The sequence below is a fragment of the Shinella sp. NM-101 genome, from assembly GCF_021401195.1.
In the GTDB taxonomy this organism is placed as follows: Bacteria; Pseudomonadota; Alphaproteobacteria; order Rhizobiales; family Rhizobiaceae; genus Shinella.
The window spans coordinates 39,290-63,846 of the sequence record NZ_JACBFT010000022.1 but is presented as its reverse complement, the minus strand read 5'-3'; the positions used below and the strand labels follow the sequence as shown (position 1 = coordinate 63,846).

The window sequence follows — 24,557 nt, the reverse complement described above, 5'->3', positions numbered from 1 at the left end:
TTCGAAAGCGCTTCCTCTTTTCCATCACGCAATTCACGGCGCGAAACCGCTGCGCACTTTCGCTGGATTGCGCGTCAGTCGCTGACGCGCTCCACGACCGCGCCGCAATGGGTGAGCTTCTCCTCGAGCCGCTCGAAGCCGCGGTCGAGATGGTAGACGCGCGAGACCATGGTCTCGCCTTCAGCGGCAAGGCCGGCGATGACGAGCGAGACGGAGGCGCGCAGGTCCGTCGCCATGACGGGCGCGCCGCGCAGCCGCTCGACGCCCTCGATCTTGGCCGTCTGGCCGGAAAGCGAGATCTTCGCGCCGAGGCGGGCAAGCTCCTGGACGTGCATGAAGCGGTTCTCGAAGATCGTCTCGGTGATGTGCGAGATGCCGTTCGACTTGGTCATCAGGCCCATGAACTGGGCCTGGAGGTCCGTCGGGAAGCCCGGGAAGGGATCAGTGACGACGTCGACCGGCTTGATGCCGCCGCCGTTGCGCACGACGCGGATGCCGGTTTCCGTCGAAGTGATCTCCGCGCCGGAGCGGCGGACCGCTTCGAGCGCCGTGTCGAGGAGCGCGGCATCCGTGCCTTCCAGCACGACGTCGCCGCCGGTCATGGCGACGGCCATGGCATAGGTGCCGGTCTCGATGCGATCGGGAAGCACGCGGTGTCGCGCGCCGGAAAGCTGGTCGACGCCTTCGACGGTGATGGTGGAGGTGCCGGCGCCGGTGATTTTCGCGCCCATGGCGTTGAGGCACTTGGCAAGGTCCCGCACCTCAGGCTCGCGGGCGGCGTTGCCGATCACGGTCGTGCCGCGGGCAAGCGTCGCGGCCATCATCATGACATGCGTGGCGCCGACGGAAACCTTCGGGAAGGTGTAGCGCGCGCCGATCAGGCCGCCTTCCGGCGCCCTCGCCTCGATATAGCCGCCGTCGATCTCGATCTTCGCGCCGAGCGCGGCCAGGCCCTCGATGAAGAGGTCCACCGGGCGCGTGCCGATGGCGCAGCCGCCCGGCAGCGACACGCGGGCCTTGCCTTCGCGGGCAAGCAGCGGGCCGATGACCCAGAAGGAGGCGCGCATCTTCGAGACCAGCTCGTAGGGCGCCGTCGTGTCGACGATGTTGCGCGAGGTGAAGTGGATCGTGCGCGAGTAACCCTCGCCCTGGCGCTCGCGGCGGCCGTTGACGGAGATGTCGGCGCCGTGGTTGCCGAGAATGCGGATGAGCTGCTCGACGTCTGCAAGGTGCGGCACGTTTTCCAGCGTCAGCGTGTCGTCGGTGAGGAGCGACGCGATCATCAGCGGCAACGCGGCATTCTTGGCGCCGGAGATCGGGATGATGCCCCGAAGCTCGTTGCCGCCTACAATCCTGATACGATCCATGTGTGACTACGGGCCGGGCCCGCCTTTCCTGAGACTATCGGCTTTCGGAGATGGCGGCTTCTTTAGAGCATCGCGATCGAAAAATGAAGACCGTGCCGGCCGCATGGTTACTTGCGCCCGGTTCCGGAACCCGTCCCCGCAGCCTTCGTGGTGAAGACGCCACCGACTAACCGTCCGATTCGTCTTTTTTTGCGGCAGGAAGCCCTGTCGTTTCGTCCGCATCGCCCGCACGGCGCGCGCGCGCCTGCTGCTTGCGGCGCTGCAGGTTCTCCCTGAGCGTCTTCGCCAGACGCTCGGCCCGAAGCTCCGCTTCCGTCCTGATCCTGCCGCTTCCCGTCTCGTCCTTGCCGCCCATGCCGCTTCTCTTAATCAAATCCACACCCCGAAAAAAGCGCCACCCGCATCAGATTGTTGCGATTATCGCGCATTGGCCGCTTGCGCTGCCCGATCACCTGTGGCAATAGGCCCTCGCTCAAGCGAAGCAGCCTTGTTTCGCCGGATGCTGCTATAGCTCAGGGGTAGAGCACTCCCTTGGTAAGGGAGAGGCCGAGAGTTCAAATCTCTCTAGCAGCACCATCATTCTCCCCGTCCGTCAATAAGTTCCGTCATGCCGGGCCCTCATGGCGATGGCCGACCGTGCACCGGACGTCGAGCGAAAATGCACGCCTTCTCCCTGACAAAATGAAAGACGCTGGGCGCTAGCGTCCCGCTGCCTCCGCCCTGAGCGAGGCATCGACTTCGCAGATCAGGCCGGAAGGGGCGAACTCCAGGCGAACCTCGCCTTTGAGTTCGGAAGCCAGGAGGCGCTCGATGAGCTTGGAGCCGAATCCGCGCCGGGTCGGGATGACCACCTCCGGCCCGCCCTCCTCGCTCCATCGGAGCTTGAAACGCGCGAGGTCGCGGCTTGCTTGCCAATGGATGGAGACGAGCCCGCCGTCTCGCGAGAGCGCACCGTATTTCGCGGCATTCGTCGCAAGCTCGTGGAATGCCAGCGTCAGCGCCGTCACCGCATGTGCCCCCACACTCATGGCGGGGCCCTCGATGCGGAAGCGATCGGGGGAATATGGCAGCAGGGCCGTGTCGATGACGGTGCGCAGGTCAGCCTCTTCCCAGCTTCCGGTCGTCAGAACGTCCTGGGCGCGCGCAAGGGACGCCAGACGCTCATCGAATATCCTGGTCGCGGCACGCTCCTCATCGCCGTTGGTGAAGGTCTGGCGTGCGATCGCCGTCACCGTCGACAGAACGTTCTTGATGCGGTGCTTGAGCTCGCCCATGGCCATCGCCTGGAACCGCTCGAACTGCTTTTTCGCCGTGATGTCCCGCGCGATCTTGGAGGCGCCGACGATCTCGCCTGCCCCGCCGTAGATGGGGGACACGGTCAGGGATACGTCCACAAGGGTGCCGTCGCTGCGCCGGCGCGCGGTCTCGTAGGGAGGCACATGTTCGCCGAGGCCGACCCGGCGGAAGAGCTCGTATTCCTCGTCGCTGCGATCCTCCGGGTTGAGCGCCAGCACCGAGCGACCGATCATCTCGTCGGCCCGATAGCCATAGAGCCGCTCGGCGCCCCGGTTCCAGCTCGTGATGGTCATGTCGAGGTCCGTGCTCAGGATCGCGTCGTCGGTGGACGCGATGATGGCCGCCAGCCGGCGTTCGAGATCCTGCGCCCGCTTCACCTCGGTCGTCTCGTTGACGATGCAGAACACGCCGGCGACGGCACCCTCCTCGTCATGGACGGGCGAATAGGAGATGTCGAAATAGACCGTCTCGGGGCCGCGCCCCCGCTCTATGTAGAACGGCCGATCCTTCGCCGAGACCGTCTCGCCGGTCTCCAGGACGCGCTTCAGCAGCGGTTCGAGGTCCGTCCACAGCTCGGCCCAATGCTCGCGCGCGGGCCTGCCCAGCGCATGGGGATGCTTGGTGCCGATGGTCGGCGCATAGGCGTCGTTATAAAGCGCGAGAAACTGCGGGCCCCAGAAGATGACGATCTGGATATTCGCCCCGAGCATGACGTCGACGGCGGATCTAAGGCAAGGCGGCCACCGGGAAATGGGACCGACACGCGTGCGACTCCAGTCGAACGAACCGATCAACCGTGCCAACTCGCCGTTGTGGCGAACAAACCCCGGACCCGACACAAAAATCCTCATACGCCCATGGTTCACTCCGCGCGACCAGACAATCGCGGGAACATCATAAACAAGCCAAGCCAGGAATATTGTCAACTGGTCATGCAAGGCCGAACGAGGCCTGGATGCCGAGCCGGGACGGCGGGGTCGGCCGGCGCACCGATATCAACCAAGCCGGGAACAAGGCGGGACGTTTCCGGTTAGAGCGGTGTAACACTTCCCAGGAGATTTCCATGGCCAAGAAAGCGAGCCCCGTCACGACGATGGAAGAGGCTTCCGTGCATGATCAAAAGCTCCGGCGCGGCAACGGCGGCGAACTGCACCAGATCGCCGAGGACGGCCACCCGGTTCTGACGACGGCGCAGGGCGCGCCCGTCGCGGACGACCAGAACACGCTGCGGGTCGGCCCGCGCGGGCCGCTCGTCGTCGACGACTTCCATTTCCGCGAAAAGATCTTCCACTTCGACCACGAGCGCATTCCCGAACGGGTCGTCCATGCCCGCGGCTACGGTGCGCACGGCTATTTCGAGACCTATGAATCGCTTGCGGCCTATACGCGCGCCGACCTCTTCCAGCGGCCCGGCGAAAAGACGCCGGCCTTCGTCCGCTTCTCCACGGTCGCCGGCAGCAAGGGCTCCTTCGACCTTGCGCGGGACGTGCGCGGCTTTGCCGTGAAGATCTACACCAGGGAGGGCAACTGGGACCTCGTCGGCAACAACATCCCGGTTTTCTTCATCCAGGATGCGATCAAGTTTCCCGACATCATCCATGCCGTGAAACCCGAGCCCGACCGCGGCTTTCCGCAGGCACAGTCGGCGCACGACAACTTCTGGGACTTCATCAGCCTGACGCCCGAGAGCATGCACATGATCATGTGGGTCATGTCGGACAGGGCCATCCCGCGCTCCTTCCGCTTCATGGAAGGCTTCGGCGTGCATACGTTCCGCTTCGTCAATGGCAAGGACGAGGCGACCTTCGTGAAGTTCCACTGGAAGCCGAAGCTCGGCCTGCAGTCCGTCGCCTGGAACGAGGCGGTGAAGATCAACGGCGCGGATCCCGACTTCCATCGCCGCGATCTCTGGCAGGCGATCCAGTCCGGCAATTTCCCAGAATGGGAGCTCTGCGTGCAGCTCTTCGACCAGGACTTCGCCGACAGCTTCGACTTCGACGTGCTCGATCCGACGAAGCTGATCCCGGAAGAGATCCTCAAGCCGCAGCCGATCGGGCGACTGGTCCTCGACCGCATGCCGGAGAACTTCTTCGCCGAGACCGAGCAGGTCGCCTTCATGACGCAGAACGTGCCGCCCGGCATCGATTTCAGCAACGACCCGCTGCTCCAGGGCCGCAACTTCTCCTATCTCGACACGCAGTTGAAGCGCCTCGGCAGCACGAACTTCACCCACCTGCCGATCAACGCGCCGAAGTGTCCCTTCGCGCATTTCCAGCAGGACGGCCACATGGCGATGCGCAATCCGGCGGGCCGGGTGAACTACCAGCCGAATTCCTGGGGCGAGGGTCCGCGCGAGTCGCCGCTTGCCGGATACCGGCATTTCCGCTCCCAGGAGAGCGGCGAAAAGGCGCGCCTGCGGCCGGAGAGCTTTGCCGATCACTACAGCCAGGCGCGCCAGTTCTACATCAGCCAGACACCGCCCGAACAGCGGCACATCGCGATGGCGCTGACCTTCGAGCTCAGCAAGGTCGAGACCCCGGTCATTCGCGAGCGGGTGATCTCCCATCTCCTGAATATCGACGAAGCGCTGGCGAACAAGGTCGCCACGGCCCTCGGCATCAGCGCCATGCCGAAGCCGGCCGATTCGGCGGTCAAGCCTCGCCAGGACCTCGATCCCTCGCCGACGCTCAGCATCGTCGAGAACGGGCCGAAGCGCTTCGAAGGCCGCAAGCTCGGCGTGCTCGTCACCGACAGGGCGGACAGCGCGCTCTTCAAGGCCCTGAAGGCGGGCATCGAGAAGGAAAAGGCGACGATCGAAGTCATCGCCCCGAAGGTCGGCGGCGTGACCCTGTCCGACGGCTCGCCGCTGGCCGCCCAGCAGATGATCGACGGCGGTCCCTCGGTCCTCTACGATGCGGTGGTGCTGCTGGCGTCGAAGGAAGGCGCCGACGATCTCCTCAAGGAGGCGGCAGCGCGCGATTTCGTCGCCGACGCCTTCGCCCACTGCAAGTTCATCGGCTACACCAAGCCCGCCTTGCCGCTGCTGGAAAAGGCAGGCGCCGCCGACATGCTGGACGAGGGAACGGTGCTGATCGACGGGGCCGGCGCCGTTTCCGGCTTCCTGAAAAGCCTCGGCGCGCTTCGCGTCTGGGCAAGGGAGCCTTCGCTCAAGCTGCCCTGAAGCCGGACGCCCGGCTTTGCCGGGGCTCTTCCATCCGCCGGCGACGGTGCGAGCACAGGGATGGCCCCGCAACGGGCCTTCCCGCGATGGTGCGGACGGTCGATGCGCCATTCTTCCGGCAGAAACAAAGGACAGGAGACGGCCATGAGGGAATTCTCGGGAAAATGCCTTTGCGGACAGGTGCGGATCTCCGTGCGGGGCGAGCCCCTGCGCGTCGGGATCTGCCATTGCATGGATTGCCGCAAGGAAAGCGGATCGGCCTTCACTTTCTATGCCGTCTGGCCCGACGGGCAATTCGCGCGGGAGGGGGAAACGGCCGAGTTCCGCGGCCAGCGCTTCTGTCCCCGTTGCGGGGCACGGCTGTTTTGCGCTGATGGCCGGGAGGTGGAAGTCAAGCTCGGCATCCTGTCGCAGGCCCCGACCCCTCTCGTGCCGCGCTACGAGCTGTGGACGAGGCGCCGCGAGCCCTGGCTGCGGCCGGTCGAGGGGGCCGAGCAGTTCGAGGAGAACCGGACGTGAGGCAGCATCGCTCCATCACCGAATTCGATGGATATGTCAGCGAAACTCGCGTGAAGCGGATCGGGAAACCGGCTAGACATTAGCCGCTTCGCCTTCCTTCGGCGAAGCGGGATTGCGGTTTGCCGGAGTGATTTCATGAGCATCGTCGAAAGCCTCAGCCCCCGTTCGCTCCGGGCACCGGAGAGCGGGATCGTCGAAGTCGTCAACTATGCGCGCGGGCGCGAGGGGCTGATCCCGCTCTGGGTGGGCGAAGGGGACCTGCCGACGCCGGAATTCATCGCGCGCGCCGCCTCCGATGCGCTGCTGCGCGGCGAGACCTTCTATACCTGGCAGCGCGGGATTCCGGAGCTTCGGGCGGCGCTGTCGCGCTATTATGCGCGGCGCTTCGGGGCGAGGCTGCCGGCCGAGCACTTCTACGTGGTCGGCTCGGGCATGCAGGCGATCAAGCTTGCCATCGAGGCGCTCGTCTCGCCGGGCGACGACATGGTCTACCTGACGCCGGCCTGGCCGAATTTTGCCGCCGCCGCCGAGCTTTCCGGCGCCAACACCATCGCCGTGCCGCTCGATTTTTCGGGCGGGCGCTGGCGGCTCGACCTTGGCCGCGTCGAGGCGGCGATCACGCCGAAGACGCGCGTGCTCTTCGTCAACACGCCGTCGAACCCGACCGGCTGGACGGCGACGCGCGAGGACCTTGCCAGCCTTCTCGCCATCGCGCGGCGGCATGATCTGTGGATCATGGCGGACGAGATCTATGCTCTCTACCACTATGCCGGCGGCCGGGCGCCCTCCTTCCTCGACGTGATGGAGGACGGCGACCGGGTGATCTTCGTCAACTCCTTCTCGAAGAACTGGTCGATGACCGGCTGGCGCGTCGGCTGGATCGTCGCCCCGCCGGAAATCGGCCAGGTGCTGGAAAACCTCATCCAGTATTCCACCTCCGGCGTTCCGCAGTTCCTGCAGCAGGGCGCGATCGCGGCGCTCGACGAGGGCGACGCCTTCGTGCAGGCGAATATCGACAAGGCGGCACGCAACCGTGACGTCTTCTGCGACGCGCTGATCGCCACCAACCGGGTGGAAACGCTAAAGCCGGACGGCGCGCTCTATGCGTTCCTCAAGATCGATGGCGTGACGGATTCGCGGCAGGCCGCGCTCGACATCGTCGACCGCACCAATGTCGGCCTCGCACCCGGCACGGCGTTCGGAAAGGGCGGCGAGCTCTTCATGCGCGCCTGCTTCCTCCGGGACCTCGCGCAGGTCGCCGAAGCGGCGGACCGGCTCGCCCGCTACATCGCCGCGCGCTGATCATTCCGCCAGCCGCGCGAGCATGAAATCGGCGCGCTGCGATACCGGCACCTTCGGCAGGACGACCGTCTCGTAGCCGAGCAAGGGATAGGTCGCTTCCAGGCGGGCATATTCGGCGAGCGCGGCGTCGAAGCCGTGGCGGCGCTCCGCATCGCCGGCATAGATTTCCGGCCAGGGCGGCGTGAGGAAGACCTTGCGGTTATAGCGATGCGCGGCGGCAAGTGCCGCCACGACCGGCTCGCCGCCGGACGCTTCCAGCGCGGATGCGGCATCGATCAGCCCGCGGTCGAAGAAGACGAGGCCGGGATGATCGGCCATGCGCTGCCGGTCGGCGAGCGCGACGGCGACGGCGCAGCGGGCGAAGGCGGCGAGGTCCAGCCAGGGCAGCGCGCTGCCGCCGGCGGCCAGTTCCTCCTGCACGATGCGTCGGCCGGGCTCCTCGACGACGGCATGGCCGCGCCGGGCGAGTTCTTCCAGCAGGGTGGACTTTCCGCCGCCGGAGCAGCCGGACAGCACGACGAAGCGATCGGACATAGTGTTACCTTTCTCGGACGGGAAAAGGGCCCGGCGCAATTGCGGTTGCGTCCCACGGGCAGGCAGGCTGATATGCCTCCCAATTCTTACGATTCGGAGGTTGGCATGGCGGTTCTGGTGACGGGCGGGGCGGGCTATATCGGCAGCCACATGGTGTGGGCACTAGTCGATGCCGGCGAGGAGGTCGTGGTGCTCGACCGGCTTTCCACCGGCTTCCGCTGGGCCGTGGCGCCAGAGGCCCGCTTCTACGAGGGCGACATCGCCGATGCCGCGCTGCTGGGACAAATCTTCGCCGAGAACCGCATCGAGGCGATCATCCACTTCGCCGGCTCGATCATCGTGCCGGAATCGGTCGCCGACCCCCTCGCCTATTACGAGAACAACACAGTCAAGTCACGCGCGCTCATCGCCGCCGCCGTCGCGGCGAAGGTGCCGCATTTCGTCTTCTCCTCCACCGCCGCCGTCTACGGCACGCCCGACGGTACGGAACCGGTGCTGGAGTCCGCCGCGCTCCGGCCCGAATCGCCCTACGGCTCCTCCAAGCTGATGACCGAGATCATGCTGCGCGACACCGCCGCCGCGCATGACTTCACCTATACGGCGCTGCGCTATTTCAACGTGGCCGGCGCCGATCCGCGCGGGCGCACCGGCCAGTCGACCAGGGGGGCCACCCATCTCATCAAGGTGGCGAGCGAGGCCGCGCTCGGCAAGCGGGCCGGCATGGACGTCTACGGCACGGACTACCCGACACCGGACGGCACCTGCATCCGCGACTATATCCACGTCTCCGACCTTGCCAATGCGCACCTGAAGGCCCTGCAGCGGATGCGGGCGGGCGGCGGCTCGATCGTCGCCAATTGCGGTTATGGCCGCGGCTTCTCGGTGCTGGAGGTGCTGGACGAGGTCAAGGCCGCCTCGGGCGTGGATTTCCCGGTGCGCTTTGCCGGTCGGCGGCCGGGCGACGCGGTGCTCATCGTCGCCAATCCCTCCGTCGCGATGAAGGAACTCGGCTGGACGCCCGAACACGACGACCTTGCCTTCATCGTACGCACCGCGCTCGACTGGGAGGACCATCTCGGCCGGCGCAACCAGCTCTGAGGATCAGGTCTCGCCGAGCTGCGCCTTCTCGTAGGCGATGGCGTGCCGGACGAGCTCGGCCCAGATTTTCTCATAGAAATCGCCGTCGAGGCCGTGCGCCTCGGCATTGCGGTGGGCGTTGTCGCGCACTTCCTTCACACGCTCCGGCACGTCGGCGGGAATGCCGATGCCGGCCTTGATCTCGGCGGCACGGCGGATGAAGGTCCAGCGTTCGGCGAAGAGCGCCATCAGCCCGTTGTCGACCCGGTCGATGTTTTCCCGGATTTCCGCCATCGTCGTGCAGTCTGCCGCAGTCTTCGCCATTCCGGTCTCCTGTTTTGCGGACCCGGATAGCAGAGGAATGGTGCGGGGAAAAGGCGGCTGCGTGTCGCAAGGCCACATGCAGGCCCGGGGGTTAGGCGGAAGGAGGGTGCGGTCCTGTCTTCTGCCTGCGGGCCTGCATGCTGGCCGAGGCGGAACCTAGGCAAGCAAGCTGGCGCGAGGCTGGATGCAATCACGCTACGTGAAGTCAGGCTCCGAGCGCCAGCTTGATGGCAAGGCCGACGAGGGCGACCGCCAGAACGCCGCCCGCCCAAAGGGCCGCGAACCACAGCAGTTTGCGCGCCATTAGTGATACCCTTCCTCCGGGTCCACCTTGCCGCGGAAGACCCAGTAGGCGTAGGCGGTGTAGCCGAGGATCATCGGCACGAGCACGACCGCGCCGACGATGAGGAAGGCAAGGCTCTCCTCAGGCGCGGCGGCCTCCCAGATCGTCAGCGAGGCCGGCACGATATAGGGATAGAAGCTGATGCCGATGCCGGCAAAGCCGAGCACGAAGAGGCCGAGCGCGGCGATGAACGGCCGCGAATCGTGCTCCGTCCTCAAGCCCTGGATCAGCATGGCGAAGCAGCCGAGCACCAGCAGCGGCACCAGCAGGCTGAAGACGATCGTCGGCCAGCCGAACCAGCGGTCGAAATAGAGCGGCTCCAGGAAGGGCGTCCACAGGCTGAAGACGCCCATGGCGGCCAGCGTGCCGATGCCGGCACGCAAGGCATGGCGGCGCGCGCGGGCGGCAAGCTCGCCGGTGGTCTTCATCACCAGCCAGGTGGCGCCAAGCAGCCCGTAGCCTATCAGCAGCGCGATGCCGGTCGCGACGGAGAAGGGCGTCAGCCAGTCCCACCAGCCGCCGGCATAGGCGCGGCCCGTGACGGGAATGCCCTGCACCAGCGCGCCGAGCGCCACGCCCTGCATGAAGGCCGCCACCATGGAGCCGCCGGCGAAGGCGATGTCCCAGAGGAACTCGCCACGCCGGGTGCGCCAGCGGTATTCGAAGGCGACGCCGCGGAAGATGAGGCCGAGCAACATGAGGATTAGCGGCATGTAGAGCGCCGGCAGGATGGTCGCATAGGCGAGCGGGAAGACGGCCATCAGCCCGCCGCCGCCCAGCACCAGCCAGGTCTCGTTGCCGTCCCAGACGGGCGCGACGGAATTCATCATCACGTCGCGGTCGTGCTTTTCCTTGAAGAAGGGAAAGAGGATGCCGACGCCGAGGTCGAAACCGTCGAGGATGACATAGGCGAGCACCGCGAAGGCGATGATGGCCGCCCAGAGGAAGGGAAGGTCAAACGCCATGATGCGGGCTCCCGGCTTTGCTGGCGACGGCGGCGGCGGGCGTGATGCCGGCCGTGCGGATCGGGCCTTCCAGCGCGGGCATGGGATCGCGCGGCAGGCGGCCCATCAGGCGCAGGATATAGAAGGTGCCCGCGCCGAAGACGAGGAAATACACGACGATGAAGGCGATCAGCGAGGTCGCGACGGCAGGCGCGTCGACGGGCGCGACGGAATCGGCCGTCAGCAGGTGGCCGTAGACCGTATAGGGCTGGCGGCCGACCTCCGTCGTCACCCAGCCGGCGAGCACGGCGAGGAAGCCGGCGGGGCCCATCAGCACGGCGGCGCGGTGCAGCCAGCGGTTCTCGCCGAGCGTGCCGCGCCAGCGACACCAGAGCGACCACAGGCCGAGGCCGAGCATGGCAAAGCCGATGGCGACCATGACGCGGAAGGACCAGAACACGACCGCGACCGGCGGCTGCAGTTCGCGCGGCACCGTATCGAGGCCCGCCAGCGGCGCATTCAGGTCGTGCTTGAGGATGAGGCTCGACAGCTTGGGGATCTCGACGGCGTAGTCGACGCGCTGCTCGGCGGCGTTCGGCAGGCCGAAGAGGATGAGCGGCGCGCCGTCCGGGTGGCTCCGGAAGTGGCCCTCCATCGCCATGACCTTGGCCGGCTGGTGCTCCAGCGTGTTGAGGCCGTGCATGTCGCCGGCGAATATCTGGATGGGCGCGACGAGCGCCGCCATCCACATCGCCATGGAGAACATCTTCCTCGCCCGCTTCGGCGCATCGCCGCGCAGGAGGTGGAAGGCCCCGACGCCGCCGACGACGAAGGCGGTGGTGAGATAGGCGGCGAGCACCATGTGCACGAGCCTGTAGGGGAAGGACGGGTTGAAGATCACCGCCCACCAGTCGGTGGGCACGAACTGGCCCGCCGCGTTGACGGAAAAGCCGGCCGGCGTCTGCATCCAGGAATTGGCGGCGAGGATCCAGGTGGCCGAGATCAGCGTTCCGACGGCCACCATCAGCGTGGCGAAGAAATGCAGCCGCGGGCCGACGCGATTGAGGCCGAACAGCATGACGCCGAGGAAGCCCGCCTCCAGGAAGAAGGCCGTCAGCACCTCGTAGCCCATCAGCGGGCCGATGACCGGCCCGGCCTTGTCGGAAAAGACGCTCCAGTTCGTGCCGAACTGGTAGGACATGACGATGCCTGACACGACGCCCATGCCGAAGGCGAGCGCGAAGATCGTCTTCCAGAAATTGAAGAGCGCGAAATAGACCTCGTCCTTCGTCCACAGCCACAGGCCCTCCAGCACGGCGAGATAGCTCGCAAGGCCGATGGAGAAGGCGGGAAAGACGATGTGGAAGGAGACGGTGAAGGCGAACTGGAACCGTGCGAGCAGCGTTGCATCCAGCGTTTCGAACATCGGCCACGTCCTTTCTGAGCCGCCGCGATTGACCCGGCTGCGTCAGGAAAGATTTGGGCCGAAACAGGCAAAGGTCAATTCCCGCCGCCTGCCCCACGTTGCCGCAGCGCGACAATCGCCCGCGTGCGGCATTTTGCTTGCAGGAGGCGGAAACGAACAAAGCTCCCGGCGTTGCCGCCGGGAGCTTCGAAAGACGCCGGGAGAGGCGGCGTCCGGGGATCAGTTGGCGTTGACCGGAGCAACCGAACGGTAGTCGCCGCGCGCCGCGCCCTGGCTGTCGGCAGCGTTGTCGCGGACGAGGACGCGCTTGTCGCCAATGCTGTGCGTGCGGACGCTGTCCACGCGCTCGGCCTGGACCGGCTGGCGGGTGCCACCCGGGAAATAGTCGCCGCCCGGGGCGGCGAGGGCAGCCGAGGCACCGAAGACGGAGGCGGCCAGAAGGGCGGCTGCGAAAGTGGTGTTGGAGGTCATTGTTCTTGTCCTTGCATAAAATCTATTCGGTCGTCCGGTAACGCCAGGGATCAGTTGGCGTTGCCCGGAGCCATCGTGCGGTAGTCGCCGCGGTCGGTCGGCTGGGAGTCGGCAGCGACGTCCTTGTAGACGATGTGCTTGCTGCCGATGCTGTGGGTGCGGAACGTGTCGACGTTCTGCGACTTCACGGCGTCCGGCGAACCGCCGACATAGTAGTTGCCGCCGGCGAGGGCTGCGGAGGCGCCGAAGACGGAGGCGGCGGCAAGGGCTGCCGCTAACGCGGTGTTGAGGGTCCTGGTCATTGTCGTATTCCTTGGTTCAGATCTTGGGAGGGGATTGGCGATGCGCCGGCGATCAGTGGTTGGCGTTCGGAGCCATCGAGCGATAGTCGCCGTTGTTGTAGGGCTGGGCTTCGGCCGACTGGCCCTTGACGATGTGCTTGCTGCCGATGCTGTTCGTGCGGACCGTGTCGACGTTCTGCGACTGGACCGGAGCCGGCGCGCCGCCGACATAGTAGTCGCCGCCGGCGAAGGCCGTGGAAGCGCCGAAGGCGGAAGCCGCGACGAGGGCGGCAGCGAAGGTGGTGGTGAGGGTCTTGGTCATTTCCGTATTCCTTGGTTCGGGTCGGCAGGCCCCGATCCCGGGGCCTGCGGGTACCGATGATCAGTTCTGATAGTTGCCGGCCGGGCGATAATCGCCGCGGTCGTAGGGCTGCGGCACGGAAGCCTGGCGCCTGATCACGACGTGGCCGTTGCTGTCGACGCTGTTCGTGCGGAAGGTGTCGACATGGGTCTCGGTCTTCACGGCGTCCGGCGAGCCGCCGACATAGTAGTTACCGCCGGCGAAGGCCGTGGAGGCACCGAAGACGGATGCAGCGACGAGGGCTGCGGCGAAGGTGGCGTTAAAGGTCTTGGTCATTGTCGTATTCCTGGTTGAATGTTTGGGGGCAAGTCCTGGGAGGATGCCGTTTTCGGTGATCAGTCCTGATAGTTGCCGGCCGGGCGATAGTCGCCGCGGTCATAGGGCTGCGGCACGGAAGCCTGGCGCTTGATCACGACATGCCCGTTGTCGATGCTGTTCGTCTGGAACCGGTCGAGGCGCTGGTGCTCGGCGGGCTTCACGGCGTCCGGCGAACCGCCGACATAGTAGTCGCCACCGGCGAAGGCGGCGGAGGCGCCGAAGAGAGAGGCAGCGGCGAGGGCTGCGGCGAAAGCGGTGTTGAGGGTCTTGGTCATTGTGGTCGTCCTTTCCTATATGTGTCTGTGGAAGCGGCGGTGCGGTCTTGCTCGGTAGCGGGGCGGGCCATTTCGGGGGCGCTCACTGCTCTCTTCGCGTCAACGGTTCCGGCATCGTCATTCCCTTGGTTGTCTTTCCGGAAGCGGGGTGTGCCGCTTTCGTGAATTAAAGATGGTCCCTCAATTTGTGGGACGCAAGGGTCTCATTTTGGAAACAACTGTCAACGTTTTTTGAACAGTGGAAATCGCCCTGACGGCGCACAACCACGCCCGGTGAAAAGCGTGCAAACCGTCTTGTCGGACGGTTTTTTCGAAGTAGAAATGCTAAGCTTAACTTACTGATTTGAAACCGGAAATTTTCGTGCCTCTGGGCGCCCCGGCGCAAACGCACGCGGAAAATGCAGGGCGAACGGTTCGCGTTAACCATTGCGGCGCTAACACGCAGCGCAACGATTTCAAGAGTTTCACGAATGTGTGACGGTAAAAAATAAGCGCCCCGAAGACCTTCGGGCGCATGTCCAATTGTGACAGGAATGTGTCAACCGGCGGGTTGCACGACCGGAAGGACAGAGGCGATTCTCACCTGCATCCTTCCCGGGCTACCCGTGCATCGCACCTGCGCGCCGCCGCGGCCGCCTCAGGCCGCCCGCAGATAGTGTTCGGCGAGCTCCGTCCAGAAGGCGGCGCCGACCGGCAGCAGGTCGTCGTTGAAATTGTAGCCGGGATGGTGGAGCGACCTGTCGTTTTGCCCGCTCCTGCCGCCGAGGAAGAAATAGGTGCCGGGCCGCTCCTTCAGCATATAGGCGAAATCCTCGCTGCCCATGAAGGGGCGGTCGAGACCGACGACCTTGTCGGCCCCGGCAAAACGCACGGCAAGGTCGCGCACGAGATCGGTCTCGGCCTTGTGGTTGATCGTCGCGTCGTAGAAGCGCTGGTAGTTCACCGTGGCGCTCATGCCGTAGCTCTCGGCCTGTCGCTCGGCGATCAGGCGGATGCGGCGCTCCAGTTCGTCGCGCACCGCCGGGTCGAAGGAGCGGATGCCGACGACGATCTCCGCCCGGCTGGGGATGATGTTGCTGGCCGAGCCCGCATGGAACGAACCGACCGTCACCACCGTCGGGTCGAGCGGGTGGATGTTGCGCGAGACAATGGTCTGCAGCGCCATGACGATGGAGGCGCCGCAGACGATGGGGTCCTGCGTCTCCTGGGGTTCGGCACCGTGGCCGCCGACGCCGTTCACCGTGATGCGCGCCTCGTCCACCGCCGCCATGATCGGGCCTTCCCGCAGCGCGAACTGGCCGAAGGGCAGGTTCGGCTCGTTATGGAGCGCGAAGACGGCGTCGCAGGGGAACCTGTCGAACAGCCCCTCCTCCACCATGATCTTCGCCCCGCCGAAATTTTCCTCCGCCGGCTGGAAGATGAGATGCACCGTGCCGTCGAAGTTGCGGCGCCCGGCAATCGCCTTCGCCGCGCCGAGCAGCATGGCCGTGTGCCCGTCATGGCCGCAGGCATGCATCTTGCCCGGCGTCTTGCTGGCATAGGCAAGGCCGGTCTCCTCGTGGATCGGCAGCGCGTCGATGTCGGCGCGGATGCCGATGGACCGGCGGCCCGTCCCGTTGGTCAGCGTCGCGACGAGGCCGGTCTTTGCAAGGCCGCGCGTCACCGTGTAGCCGTAGCTTTCGAGATGGCGCGCGATGACCTCGGAGGTGCGGACCTCCTCGAGGCCGAGTTCCGGATGCTCGTGCAGGTCGCGGCGGATCGCCACCATCTCCGGCATGGAATTGAGAAGGGTCGTGTGGATCGTCATGACATCGTCCGTTTCTTCAGGCGCCCCGCGTCGGGATCCTGCTCTCGAAATAGCGGAAGGCGACCACCAGGATGGCGGTGAGGCAGAGATAGATGAGCGCCAGCAGCAGCAGCGGCTCGTAGGTGATATAGGTCTCCTGCCGCACCTTGGAGATGACGGCGTAGACGTCGATCACCGTGATCGTCGCGACGAGCGGCGTCGACTTCAACTGGAGCACCGTCTCGCCGTTCAGCGTCGGCAGCGCGCGGTGCACGGCGCGTGGCAGCCAGATGCGGCGGAACATGGTGAAGCGGCCCATGCCATAGGCACGGGCGGCCTCCAGCTCGCCCGGCGGCACGCCGGCAAAGGCGCCGCGCATGACTTCGCCCTCGTAGGCGGCGAAGGATATGGTCAGCGCCGCCATGCCGTAGGGCCAGGCTTCGCGCAGATAGGGCCAGAGGAACGAGTTGCGGATCTCCGGAAACTGCGGGAAGAGCGAGCCGAGGCCATAGTAGAGCAGCCAGAGCTGCAGGAGCAGCGGCGTGCCGCGCACGACCGTGCAGAAGCCGCGCGCCAGCATCTTCAGCGGCCACGGCCCCGTCACCTGCACGAGGCCGATCGGCACGGCGAGGAGGAAACCGAGGATCGAGGTGCCGGCCAGCAGCAGCAGGGTGACGCCGACGCCATGCGCGAGGCGCCCGGAATATCTCGGCAACCAGTCCCAGCGCATGAACCACACGGCAGAGAAGACGAGTGCGGCGGCAATGGCCATCAGCACGATGCGGTGCGGCTTGAAGAAGCTCCGCTTCGTCGGGAGTTCGGTCAGCGCGAGGGCGGAAACGGTCTGGTCGCTCATCATGCCGGCTCCGCCATGCCGCGCCTGTAGCGGCGCTCGATGAAGCCGATCAGCACGTTCGAGACCAGCGTGAGGGTCAGGTACAGCACGCCGGCCGCGCAGAAGAAGAGAAGGTATGCCTTGGTGCTGCCCGCCGCCTGGCGCGTGACCAGTGTCAGCTCGCTGAAGCCGACGACGGCCAGCAAGGCCGTATCCTTGGTGGCGATCAGCCAGAGGTTGGAAAGGCCGGGGATGGCGTGCGGCAGCATGGCCGGCAGCGTGATGCGACGCATGATCCGGGTGGGCGACATGCCATAGGCGCGCGCCGCCTCGATCTGCCCCGCCGGCACCGCCTTGATCGCCCCGCGCAGCACTTCGGTCGAATAGGCGCCCTGCACGACGCCGATGACGAAGATGCCCGCCGCAAGGCCGCTGATGTCGACCGCACCCCAGCCGAGGGCGGCGGAGATCTGGTTCAACATGTCCGTCCCGGCATAATAGAGAATGAGGATCAGCACCAGTTCCGGCACCGCGCGCACCAGCGTCGTGTAGACCTCCAGCAGGTCCTTCGTGATCGGGCCGCCATAAAGCTTGCCCATGGCGCCGCCCGTGCCGAGCAGGAGGCCGAGCGCATATCCGCCGACCGCAATCTGGACGGAGTTCCAGAGCCCGGCGAGGAGAACCCCGCCCCAGCCGGGCGGTTCGAGGGCAAGCAGGCTCCAGTTGATCAGCGATCCGGCGTCGGCCATGGGGCTTCAGGTTCCTTCAGGTCAATCTCGCGGCGTTTCTTCAGGGAGAGGCTCGCCCCTCATCCGGCCTGCCGGCCACCTTTTCCTTGGCTGCAGGGCGAAGGGACTATGCCGCACCGGTTTCCCCGGACCCCGGCATTGCGTTGGGCACGTCCCCTCTCCCCGCCTGCGGGAAGAGGGTTTGGGTGAGGGGCAAGCGCCCCGCGGGCGAAATCAGCCGCCGTAGATGTCGAAGTCGAAGTACTTCTTGGAGAACGCGTCATAGGTGCCGTTCTCGCGGATCGCCTTGATGGCGGCGTTGATCTTGTCCTTCAGCTCCGTCTCGCCCTTGCGCAGGCCGACGCCGACGCCGGCACCGAGGATTTCGGGATCGTCCTTGACGTTGCCCTTCAGCTCGCAGCAGGCCGTGCCCTGTTCGGTCTTGAGGAAATCGTTGAGCGCGATCGAATCGGCCTGCACCGCATCGATGCGGCCGGCGGCGAGGTCGTTGTTCGCCTCGTCCTGGGTCTGGTATTCCTTCACCGTCGCGCCGTTCTCGCCGAAATACTTGTTGGCGTAGACCTGATGGATGGTGGCGACCTGCACGCCGATCGTCTTGCCCTTCAGGCCTTCCGGCGTGGCTTCGAAGGCGACGCCCTTCGGCCCGATCACGGCCGTCGGCGTGTTGTAGTACTTGTCGGAAAAGTCGATGGTCTGCAGGCGCTCGGGCGTGATCGACATGGAGCCGATGATCATGTCGATCTTGCCGGAGGTCAGCGCCGGGATGATGCCGTCCCAGGCGACCGGCGCGACGACGCAGTCGAGCTTGGCTTCGGCACAGATCGCCTTCATGAAGTCCACTTCCCAGCCTTCCCAGTTGCCCGAGGCATCCGGCGAGGTGAAGGGCGGATAGGGCTCGGCGGCGAAGCCGACGCGAACCTGCTGGGCCGCCGCGCCCGAAATGGCCGCAAGGCCGATGGCGGCGGCAAGGGCGATTGTCTTCAAGGCATTCTTCATGGTCTTCCCTCTGTTGGTTTTCTCGTTCTTCAGTGGATGGAGCTGATGAATTTCTTCAGCCGCTCGGATTTCGGCGCGCCGAATATCTCGTCGGGCGGTCCCTGTTCCTCGATGACGCCGCCCGCCAGGAACACGACATGGCTCGCCACGTTGCGCGCGAACTTCATCTCGTGGGTGACGAGGATCATCGTGCGCTTCTCCCTGGCGAGATCGCCGATGACGGAAAGCACCTCGCCGACCAGTTCGGGATCGAGCGCGGACGTCGGCTCGTCGAAGAGCATGACATGGGGCTGGATGGCGAGCGCCCTTGCGATGGCCGCGCGCTGCTGCTGGCCGCCGGAAAGGAAGGCCGGATAGGCGTCGCGCTTTTCGTAAAGCCCGACGCGGCGCAGAAGCGCCTCGGCCCGGTCGACCGCCTCGCCCTTCCTGACGCCCAGCACATGGACCGGCGCCTCGATGACGTTTTCGAGGATCGTCATGTGCTGCCACAGGTTGAAGCTCTGGAAGACCATGCCGAGGCGGGAGCGGATGCGCTGGACCTGCTTTCGATCCGAAGGCATCATGCCGCCGTGGCCGTCCTTCTTCATGGCGATGGTCTCGCCGTGGATCGTCACCGTGCCGGCGCTCGGCAGCTCCAGCATGTTGATGCAGCGAAGGAAGGTCGACTTGCCGGAACCCGAACCGCCGATGATGGCGATGACGTCGCCCTCATGCGCGGTCAGCGATACGCCCTTGAGAACCTCCAGCGGCCCGAAGCGCTTGTGCAGGTCCGTGACCGCGATTGCCTCGGCGCGTTCCGTCATCGCGGAGCTGCCCCCGGCGCACGGAAAATCGATGCATGAGCCATGCCAAATTCCCCTGTTTTTCAGCGTTCCCGCGGGCATCTTCGGCCCGTCGTTTCGTCTTGTTGATCCCATCGTGGCACTTGTTAAGAAATTATTCAAGCGTATAATAGCTGTACCGCTGACTTTTCCGGCAGCGCCCGTCCACGACCCATTTTCTTGAGGAGCATTGAATGACCGCCTACGGTTCGCAGGAAATGTCGGCCCCCCTGAAGCGCGTGCTGATGCGCCGTCCGGGCGCAAGCCTTGCGGCGGCCGATCCGGCCAAGTGGCATTACGGCCCGACCTTCGACGGCGCCCGCGCGGTCCACCAGTACAAGGCCTTCGCCGACCTCGTCGAAAAATCCGGCACCGAGATCATCTGGCTGGAGGATGACGGCGACGGGCTGGCCGATGCCATGTTCACGCACGACCCGTCGCTGATGTCCGACCACGGCGCGATCCTGCTGCGCATGGGCAAGCCGCTGCGCGTTTCCGAAACGGCCCTGCACGAAAAGGCCTATGCCGAGCGGCAGATCCCGATCCTCGGCCGCATCGAAGGCGACGGCACTGTCGAGGGTGGCGACTGCATCTGGCTCGACGAGAAGACCCTCGTCGTCGGTCGCGGCGTGCGCACCAACCAGGAAGGCATCGACCAGTTGACGAAAATGCTTGCGCCGCACGGCGTCGCCGTGCTCGCCTACGACCTGCCGCTCTGGCAGGGCGAGGAAGCGTGCCTCCACCTGATGAGCGTGATGAGCCCGCTCGCCGAGGACCTCGCGCTCGTCTTCGCGCCGCTGCTGCCGACCGCCTTCTACCAGCTCCTGAAGAAGCGCGGCGTGCGCCTCATCGAGGCACCGGCGGAAGAATTCCACGCCAGCAACGGCCTGTCGCTCAACGTGCTGCCGACCCGGCCCTACGAGGTCATCATGGTGGAAGGCTTCCCCGCCACCAGGGCGGCCATGGAAGCGGCCGGCTGCAAAGTCGAGACCTTCGAGGCCGATGCGCTGTGCATCGCCTGCGAGGGCGGCCCGACCTGCCTGACGCGGCCGGTGCTGCGCCGGGCGGCCTGACAGGAGGAAAAATGGCCCGCCGGACCTTTCATCGCGCTCCCGAAGCCGAACGCCGCCACGACCTGATCGAGGCGACGCTCGACTGCATCGCCGAATACGGCCTGCAAGGCGCGACGGTCCGGCAGATCGCCATCAAGGCGGGCGTGACGGCCGGCCTCATCCGGCATTACTTCCAGTCGAAGGAGCATATCCTCCAGGAGGCCTACCGCATCGTCATTGCCCGGCTCACCGAAAAGGCCGAGCGGGTGACGGGCGATCCGGAAACGCGGCTGCGCGACTTCATCGTCATCAACCTGACGGAGCCGGTCGCCAACAGCCGCAGCCTCTCGCTCTGGGCCTCGTTCATCAGCCGCGTCAGCGTCGATCCCGAGCTTGCCGCCATCCACCGCGAGGGCTATCTCGGCTTCCGCAACGCGCTGGAAGGTCTTTTGGCGGATTTCCTCACCGAGCGCGGCGTCGACGCCTCGCCGGAACGCTGCCGGCAGCTTGCCATCGCCATCAACGGCCTGCTCGACGGCCTGTGGCTGGAGGGCTGCCTTGCCGGCGAGCTGTTCGGCGAGAGCGAACTCGTCGGCATCGCGCTCGCCACCATCGAGACGCTTCTCGGCGTGCCTTTCAAGCCCGCCGCGAACTAGAGCATTTCCGGTGAACCCTGGTTCACCGGAAATGCTCCAGCTTTTTGTTTTACCGCATTATCCGACGCCGAAGCGATCCCGCTTCGGCTGGAAATGCTCTAGACATCATCCGCATACGGAGAACGGCCATGCGCTATGCATCCATCACAGACCGGCTTCAAAATCTCGGCTCGGAGAAGTGGGCCATCCATGCCGAGGCGCGGCGCATGAAGGCCGAGGGCAAGCCCGTCATCGAGCTGACCATCGGCGAGCCGGACGTAGCGCCCGACCCGACGCTTCTGGCCGAGGCCGTCCGCGCCATGCATGCCGGCCGCTACCGCTATTCCAACGGCCGGGGCGAGCCGGCCATCGTCAGCGCGCTGGTGCGCAAGTACCAGAAGCGCCGCAGCGACGTGACCGCGGAGAACGTCTTGTGCTTTCCCGGCACGCAGACCGCCCTCTTCGCCGTTATGCTCGGCCTCGTCGAGGCGGGCGACGCCGTCCTCGTCGGCGATCCGCTCTATGCCAGCTACGAGGGCGTCATCCGCTCCACCGGGGCGCAATGCGTGCCCGTGCCGCTGCGCCCGGAAAACGGCTTCCACATGAAGGCGGCCGACCTCGAGGCCGCCATCACGCCGGAATGCCGCGTGCTGCTGCTCAACACGCCGCACAACCCGACCGGCGCCGTGCTGACGGCGGAGGAGATCGCTGGGATCGGCGCCGTCTGCCGCAGGCACGACCTCTGGATCGTCTGCGACGAGGTCTACGAGCAGCTCGTCTTCCACGGCACCTTCGCCTCGCCCTTCGACAATCCCGACCTTGCCGAGCGCACCGTCGTCGTCTCCTCCATCTCCAAGTCCCACGCCGCGCCGGGCTTCCGCAGCGGCTGGGCGATCGGCCCGGCGGAATTCTGCACCCGGCTGCTCGCCGTCTCCGAGACCATGCTGTTCGGCGGCCAGCCCTTCATCGCCGACATGACGGCCTATGCGCTCGACAACCCGATCTCGACCGCCGCGACGATGCGGCAGAGCTACAAGGCGCGCGCCGCGCGCTTTGCCGAGGCGCTCTCCCGCGCGCCCGGCCTCGTGCCGCTGCCGCCGGAAGCCGGCATGTTCATCGTCGTCGACGTCTCGGATACCGGCATGAGCGGCGAGGACTTCGCCTGGGCGCTGCTGCGCGAGGAGTTCGTCGCCGTCATGCCCGGCTCGTCCTTCGGCGAGCAGGCGGAGGGCTTCATCCGCCTCAGTCTCACCGTACCCGACGGCGATATAGACGAAGCCTGCCGGCGCGTGAGCGCGCTCGCCACCCGATCCATGAGCCCCAAGGAGCGCTGCGCATGACCACGAAGACCGTCGGGGAAGTTCTCGTCGACCTCCTGGAGGCCAACGGCGTCGAGGTCGTGTTCGGCATTCCGGGCGTGCACACGGTGGAGCTCTACCGCGGCCTTGCCGCCTCGAAGATCAGCCACATCACGCCGCGCCACGAACAGGGCGCGGGCTTCATGGCAGACGGCTATGCGCGCGTTTCCGGCAAACCGGGCGTGGCGCTCGTCATCACCGGCCCGGGCCTGACCAACACCATCACGGCGATGGCGCAGGCGCGGCAGGATTCCGTGCCGATGCTGGTGATATCAGGCGTCAACAAGCGCGATTCGCTCGGCCACGGCCGCGGCCTGCTGCATGAACTGCCGGACCAGCACGGCATGATGAAGACGCTGGCGCTCTATTCGCACACGCTGCTCAATCCCGCCGACCTGCCGCTCGTCGTCGAGCGCGCCTTCGCCGTGCTGCTCTCCGGCCGCCCCGGCCCTGTCCATATCGAAATCCCCACGGACGTGATGGCCAAGCCCATCGAGACCAGCAGTTTCCCGGCCGCCGTCGCCACGCGCCCGCGCGCCGATGCGGAGACGCTGCAGCGCGCCGCGATCCTCTGCACCAACGCCTCGCGCCCGGTCATCCTCGCCGGCGGCGGCGCGGTGACGGCGGAAGAGGAGATCCGCGACCTTGCCGAGCGTATCGGCGCGCCTGTCATCACCACCGTCAACGCCCGCGGCATGCTCGCCGGCCACCCGCTGCGCGTGCCGGCCAGTCCCAGCCTCAAGGCGGTGCGCCCCCTTCTTGCCGATGCGGACCTCGTGGTCGCCTTCGGCACGGAATTCGGCCCGACGGACTACGACATCAATGCCGACGCCGGCTTCCCGCGGCTGAAGACGCTGATCCGCGTCGACATCGACGCGGCGCAGCTTGCCCGCACGCCGCAGTCAGGCCTTTCCATCTTCTCCAGCGCCAAGACGGCGGCCGCCGGCATGCTCGGCTTCCTCGAAGGCCACAAGGCGATCAGCGAGGGCGCGTTTCGCGCCGAGGCCGCCCGCAAGGCGGCCTGGAAGGAACTGACGCCCAAGATGCAGACGGAAATCGGCGTCATCGACGCGATCTGGCGCACGTTGCCGAAGGCGATCATCGTCGGCGACTCGACGCAGGCCGTCTATGCCGGCAACTACTATTGCGACGCGCCGCGCGCGCGAAGCTGGTTCAACGCCGCGACGGGCTACGGCGCGCTCGGCTATGCCCCGCCCGCCGCCGTCGGCGCGGCGCTGGCCGAACCCGATGCGCCGATCATCTGCCTCGTCGGCGACGGCGGGCTGCAATTCTCGCTGTCGGAGATCGGCTCGGCGGCGGATGCCGGGGCGCGCGTGATCTTCCTCGTCTGGAACAATGACGGCTACCAGGAGATCGAGAACTACATGGTCGAGGCTGGCATCACGCCCGAGGGCGTAAAACCCTCCGCCCCGGATTTCATCGCCATCGGCACCGCCTACGGCGTGCCTTCCGAGCGGCTCGCCGACGTGAAGGACCTGCCGGCGGCGCTGGAGCGGGCGGCGGAACGCGAGGGTCCCAGCCTCGTCGAGATCCACCAGACGAAGACGGCCGGCGCTACAGCGTAACGGCGAACGGAGCGTTGTGAAGCGCGGATCCTCGGGTCAGGCCCGAGGATGACGGAGGAGAGGTGAAGCATGCCCGCCCATTGAACGGTGCGGCATGCGGCGCCACCGTTCTTCTTCCGCAACGTCTCTTCTTGCGTCATTCTCGGGCCTGACCCGAGGATTCACGCGCCAAGCACGACGCCAACTCTTCAAGCTGCCAACAAAAAGGCCCGGTCGAAACCGGGCCTTTTCCAAACGCGATGCAAGACGCTCAGACCGCCGGGCGGGTCTTGAGCAGGTCGCGGATCTCCGTGAGGAGCAGCACGTCTTCCGGCGGCGGGGCCGGCTCGGCGGCGCCCTCGGCCTTTTCCTTCTCCAGCGAGGCGCGCATGCGGTTCACGGCCTTGATCATCAGGAAGATGATCCAGGCGAGGATGAGGAAGTTGATGAAGACGGTGATGAAATTGCCATAGGCGAAGACCGCGCCCTGTTCGCGTGCGGCGGCCAGCGAAGAGGCGGTCACGTTGCCCGACAGGGCGATGAAGTAGTTGGAAAAGTCGAAACCTCCCCCCGTCAAGGCGCCGACGATCGGCATGACAAGGTCGTTCACGACGGATTCGACGATCTTGTTGAAGGCTGCACCGATGATGACACCCACGGCGAGGTCCATGACATTGCCGCGGGCGATAAACGCCTTGAACTCATTGAGCATGAGGGTCTCCTTTTGCTGCGACGCAAAAG

General features: G+C 66.0%; 26 protein-coding genes and 1 tRNA gene. 9 read left to right on the top strand and 18 right to left on the bottom strand.

Annotated features, from left to right (window positions below):
* Positions 1 to 74: 74 nt before the first annotated feature.
* Both murA and L0976_RS25840 read right to left on the bottom strand, forming a co-directional pair.
* Positions 75 to 1,367 carry a UDP-N-acetylglucosamine 1-carboxyvinyltransferase gene (murA, locus tag L0976_RS25845; protein WP_234189794.1) on the bottom strand — a complete coding sequence of 431 codons (1,293 nt, stop codon included), beginning with the start codon at positions 1,365 to 1,367 and terminating at the stop codon, positions 75 to 77.
* A 166-nt stretch (positions 1,368 to 1,533) separates the two neighbouring features.
* Positions 1,534 to 1,722, bottom strand: a complete 189-nt coding sequence (locus L0976_RS25840) for a hypothetical protein (RefSeq protein WP_203317472.1) — start codon at positions 1,720 to 1,722, stop codon at positions 1,534 to 1,536.
* 146 nt (positions 1,723 to 1,868) lie between these two features.
* Here L0976_RS25840 and L0976_RS25835 point away from each other — a divergent pair.
* A tRNA-Thr gene (locus L0976_RS25835) sits at positions 1,869 to 1,943 on the top strand.
* A gap of 122 nt (positions 1,944 to 2,065) precedes the next feature.
* Here L0976_RS25835 and L0976_RS25830 read toward each other — a convergent pair.
* Complete coding sequence (locus L0976_RS25830; RefSeq protein ID WP_234189793.1) at positions 2,066 to 3,514, bottom strand: PAS domain S-box protein; 1,449 nt, start codon at positions 3,512 to 3,514, stop codon at positions 2,066 to 2,068.
* Positions 3,515 to 3,726: 212 nt separating this feature from the next.
* Between L0976_RS25830 and L0976_RS25825 the strand changes: the two genes are divergently transcribed.
* From L0976_RS25825 to L0976_RS25815, 3 genes are all read left to right on the top strand, one after another.
* Complete coding sequence (locus tag L0976_RS25825; protein WP_234189792.1) at positions 3,727 to 5,844, top strand: catalase; 2,118 nt, start codon at positions 3,727 to 3,729, stop codon at positions 5,842 to 5,844.
* A gap of 144 nt (positions 5,845 to 5,988) precedes the next feature.
* Entirely contained in the window at positions 5,989 to 6,363 is a 375-nt protein-coding gene (locus L0976_RS25820) for a GFA family protein (protein WP_234189791.1), read from the top strand.
* Positions 6,364 to 6,498: 135 nt separating this feature from the next.
* Positions 6,499 to 7,665 carry a pyridoxal phosphate-dependent aminotransferase gene (locus L0976_RS25815; protein ID WP_234189790.1) on the top strand — a complete coding sequence of 389 codons (1,167 nt, stop codon included), beginning with the start codon at positions 6,499 to 6,501 and terminating at the stop codon, positions 7,663 to 7,665.
* Here L0976_RS25815 and L0976_RS25810 read toward each other — a convergent pair whose 3' ends face one another.
* Positions 7,666 to 8,199, bottom strand: a complete 534-nt coding sequence (locus L0976_RS25810; RefSeq protein WP_234189789.1) for an AAA family ATPase — start codon at positions 8,197 to 8,199, stop codon at positions 7,666 to 7,668.
* A gap of 105 nt (positions 8,200 to 8,304) precedes the next feature.
* On the opposite strand from L0976_RS25810, the gene galE reads away from it, so the two are divergent.
* Positions 8,305 to 9,297: a UDP-glucose 4-epimerase GalE gene (gene galE / locus L0976_RS25805; RefSeq protein WP_234189788.1), complete on the top strand. Its 993-nt coding sequence runs from the start codon at positions 8,305 to 8,307 to the stop codon at positions 9,295 to 9,297.
* A gap of 3 nt (positions 9,298 to 9,300) precedes the next feature.
* Here galE and L0976_RS25800 read toward each other — a convergent pair whose 3' ends face one another.
* From L0976_RS25800 to L0976_RS25740, 13 genes are all read right to left on the bottom strand, one after another.
* Positions 9,301 to 9,600, bottom strand: a complete 300-nt coding sequence (locus tag L0976_RS25800; protein WP_234189787.1) for a chorismate mutase family protein — start codon at positions 9,598 to 9,600, stop codon at positions 9,301 to 9,303.
* A gap of 303 nt (positions 9,601 to 9,903) precedes the next feature.
* Positions 9,904 to 10,908: a cytochrome d ubiquinol oxidase subunit II gene (gene cydB, locus L0976_RS25795; RefSeq protein WP_234189786.1), complete on the bottom strand. Its 1,005-nt coding sequence runs from the start codon at positions 10,906 to 10,908 to the stop codon at positions 9,904 to 9,906.
* Positions 10,898 to 12,313 carry a cytochrome ubiquinol oxidase subunit I gene (locus tag L0976_RS25790; RefSeq protein ID WP_234189785.1) on the bottom strand — a complete coding sequence of 472 codons (1,416 nt, stop codon included), beginning with the start codon at positions 12,311 to 12,313 and terminating at the stop codon, positions 10,898 to 10,900. The genes cydB and L0976_RS25790 overlap by 11 nt, the downstream gene beginning before the upstream one ends.
* A gap of 219 nt (positions 12,314 to 12,532) precedes the next feature.
* Positions 12,533 to 12,784: a hypothetical protein gene (locus L0976_RS25785; protein WP_203317458.1), complete on the bottom strand. Its 252-nt coding sequence runs from the start codon at positions 12,782 to 12,784 to the stop codon at positions 12,533 to 12,535.
* A gap of 50 nt (positions 12,785 to 12,834) precedes the next feature.
* Positions 12,835 to 13,086: a hypothetical protein gene (locus L0976_RS25780; RefSeq protein WP_234189784.1), complete on the bottom strand. Its 252-nt coding sequence runs from the start codon at positions 13,084 to 13,086 to the stop codon at positions 12,835 to 12,837.
* 52 nt (positions 13,087 to 13,138) lie between these two features.
* Positions 13,139 to 13,387, bottom strand: a complete 249-nt coding sequence (locus L0976_RS25775) for a hypothetical protein (protein WP_234189783.1) — start codon at positions 13,385 to 13,387, stop codon at positions 13,139 to 13,141.
* Positions 13,388 to 13,447: 60 nt separating this feature from the next.
* On the bottom strand, positions 13,448 to 13,702 hold the full coding sequence (locus L0976_RS25770; RefSeq protein ID WP_203317455.1) for a hypothetical protein: 255 nt from the start codon (positions 13,700 to 13,702) through the stop codon (positions 13,448 to 13,450).
* 59 nt (positions 13,703 to 13,761) lie between these two features.
* Positions 13,762 to 14,019: a hypothetical protein gene (locus L0976_RS25765; protein WP_234189782.1), complete on the bottom strand. Its 258-nt coding sequence runs from the start codon at positions 14,017 to 14,019 to the stop codon at positions 13,762 to 13,764.
* 637 nt (positions 14,020 to 14,656) lie between these two features.
* Positions 14,657 to 15,826, bottom strand: coding sequence for a M20 aminoacylase family protein (locus L0976_RS25760; RefSeq protein ID WP_234189781.1), 1,170 nt, complete (start codon positions 15,824 to 15,826; stop codon positions 14,657 to 14,659).
* Between the two features lie 16 nt (positions 15,827 to 15,842).
* Positions 15,843 to 16,661: an ABC transporter permease gene (locus tag L0976_RS25755; RefSeq protein ID WP_203319909.1), complete on the bottom strand. Its 819-nt coding sequence runs from the start codon at positions 16,659 to 16,661 to the stop codon at positions 15,843 to 15,845.
* Positions 16,661 to 17,389 carry an ABC transporter permease gene (locus L0976_RS25750; RefSeq protein ID WP_203317452.1) on the bottom strand — a complete coding sequence of 243 codons (729 nt, stop codon included), beginning with the start codon at positions 17,387 to 17,389 and terminating at the stop codon, positions 16,661 to 16,663. The genes L0976_RS25755 and L0976_RS25750 overlap by 1 nt, the downstream gene beginning before the upstream one ends.
* 213 nt (positions 17,390 to 17,602) lie before the next feature.
* Complete coding sequence (locus L0976_RS25745; protein ID WP_234189780.1) at positions 17,603 to 18,385, bottom strand: transporter substrate-binding domain-containing protein; 783 nt, start codon at positions 18,383 to 18,385, stop codon at positions 17,603 to 17,605.
* A gap of 29 nt (positions 18,386 to 18,414) precedes the next feature.
* Entirely contained in the window at positions 18,415 to 19,188 is a 774-nt protein-coding gene (locus tag L0976_RS25740) for an ABC transporter ATP-binding protein (RefSeq protein WP_203317450.1), read from the bottom strand.
* A 212-nt stretch (positions 19,189 to 19,400) separates the two neighbouring features.
* Between L0976_RS25740 and L0976_RS25735 the strand changes: the two genes are divergently transcribed.
* The 4 genes from L0976_RS25735 to L0976_RS25720 all read left to right on the top strand — a co-directional run bounded on the left by L0976_RS25735 (position 19,401) and on the right by L0976_RS25720 (position 23,837).
* Entirely contained in the window at positions 19,401 to 20,279 is an 879-nt protein-coding gene (locus L0976_RS25735) for a dimethylarginine dimethylaminohydrolase family protein (RefSeq protein ID WP_234189779.1), read from the top strand.
* Between the two features lie 11 nt (positions 20,280 to 20,290).
* On the top strand, positions 20,291 to 20,914 hold the full coding sequence (locus tag L0976_RS25730; RefSeq protein ID WP_203317448.1) for a TetR family transcriptional regulator C-terminal domain-containing protein: 624 nt from the start codon (positions 20,291 to 20,293) through the stop codon (positions 20,912 to 20,914).
* Between the two features lie 128 nt (positions 20,915 to 21,042).
* Positions 21,043 to 22,233: a pyridoxal phosphate-dependent aminotransferase gene (locus L0976_RS25725; protein ID WP_234189778.1), complete on the top strand. Its 1,191-nt coding sequence runs from the start codon at positions 21,043 to 21,045 to the stop codon at positions 22,231 to 22,233.
* On the top strand, positions 22,230 to 23,837 hold the full coding sequence (locus tag L0976_RS25720; RefSeq protein ID WP_370643851.1) for a 5-guanidino-2-oxopentanoate decarboxylase: 1,608 nt from the start codon (positions 22,230 to 22,232) through the stop codon (positions 23,835 to 23,837). The genes L0976_RS25725 and L0976_RS25720 overlap by 4 nt, the downstream gene beginning before the upstream one ends.
* A gap of 250 nt (positions 23,838 to 24,087) precedes the next feature.
* Here the strand turns inward: L0976_RS25720 and mscL are convergent, their stop codons facing one another.
* Entirely contained in the window at positions 24,088 to 24,528 is a 441-nt protein-coding gene (mscL, locus tag L0976_RS25715) for a large conductance mechanosensitive channel protein MscL (protein ID WP_234189777.1), read from the bottom strand.
* Positions 24,529 to 24,557 lie beyond the last annotated feature (29 nt).